Origin of the sequence: Corallococcus exercitus (genome assembly GCF_003611585.1) — a bacterium.
GTDB lineage: Bacteria > Myxococcota > Myxococcia > Myxococcales > Myxococcaceae > Corallococcus > Corallococcus exercitus.
Map to the genome: position 1 here is coordinate 1 of NZ_RAVW01000830.1, position 851 is coordinate 851.

Here is an 851-nt window from a genome sequence, read left to right on the forward strand (position 1 = left end):
CTACATCCTCGCCCGCCGGGAAGGGAAGGGCGGGGAAGGCGGCGCGCAGGGCGCTGAGCGCGGCCGCCGCGCGGTCAGGGGGCGGGGTGAGCATCACGGAGGGCAGTCCCGGGCCTGAAGCGCCATCGGCGAAGTGAGGTCCTTCAGGCGCTTCGCCATCAGCGTCGTGGAGTCCTCCAGCCACTGGATGCAGTACTCCGGGTTCACGAAGATGCCCTGGGCCACGGCGTCGAGGAACACGGGCGGCACCCAGGCGATGAGGTAGTCCGCTGACTGGGTGGGCGATTCCGGATCCTCGCGGAACATGCCGACCCAGGTGTCCCAGGGCGGCATGTTGTCCACGTCCAGGTAACCCCGCGTCGCCAGCTCCGCTCCGCCGTCGCAGGTGTTGTCATCCGGGAAGTAGACCAGCAGCCGGCCGCCGTGAAGGCGCCCATCCGCGCGTGACGGGCTGGACTCCGGCGGCGTGTTTCGCAAGGCGTAGTGCCGCGCGTGGATGACCCGCTCCATCATCTGGAAGCGGTCGCAGTCCACCATCGCCCGGGGCTGGAATCCGGGCGTGCGCAGGCAGGTGGCCGGCGCGTCCAGGGTGGCCCGGGCCGCGCACCAGCGGATCGTCTCTCCGAGCACCTCGAGGAGTGAATCCCATCCCCACGCGCCATTCGGCACGTCGTACAGCAGGCGCGAGGGGCCGGGCTCACGCGAGCTCGGCGCCTGGGGGATGATCCTCACCGTTGCATCGCCTTGAGCAGCTTCTGGGCATCCTCCGCGCTGAGCTTGCCGGCTTCCACCAGGTCCAGCACGCGGCGCATCTCGTCGTCGGGGATTCCCCGGGACTGAGGGGGCGGGGG

The 851-nt window shown here is 70.5% G+C and carries 2 protein-coding genes; both read right to left on the reverse strand.

The window, feature by feature from the left end:
• Positions 1–93 precede the first annotated feature (93 nt).
• Positions 94–732 carry a hypothetical protein gene (locus tag D7W79_RS42375; protein ID WP_244222288.1) on the reverse strand — a complete coding sequence of 213 codons (639 nt, stop codon included), beginning with the start codon at positions 730–732 and terminating at the stop codon, positions 94–96.
• Positions 729–812: an SHOCT-like domain-containing protein gene (locus D7W79_RS46415; RefSeq protein WP_371876154.1), complete on the reverse strand. Its 84-nt coding sequence runs from the start codon at positions 810–812 to the stop codon at positions 729–731. The genes D7W79_RS42375 and D7W79_RS46415 overlap by 4 nt, the downstream gene beginning before the upstream one ends.
• Positions 813–851 lie beyond the last annotated feature (39 nt).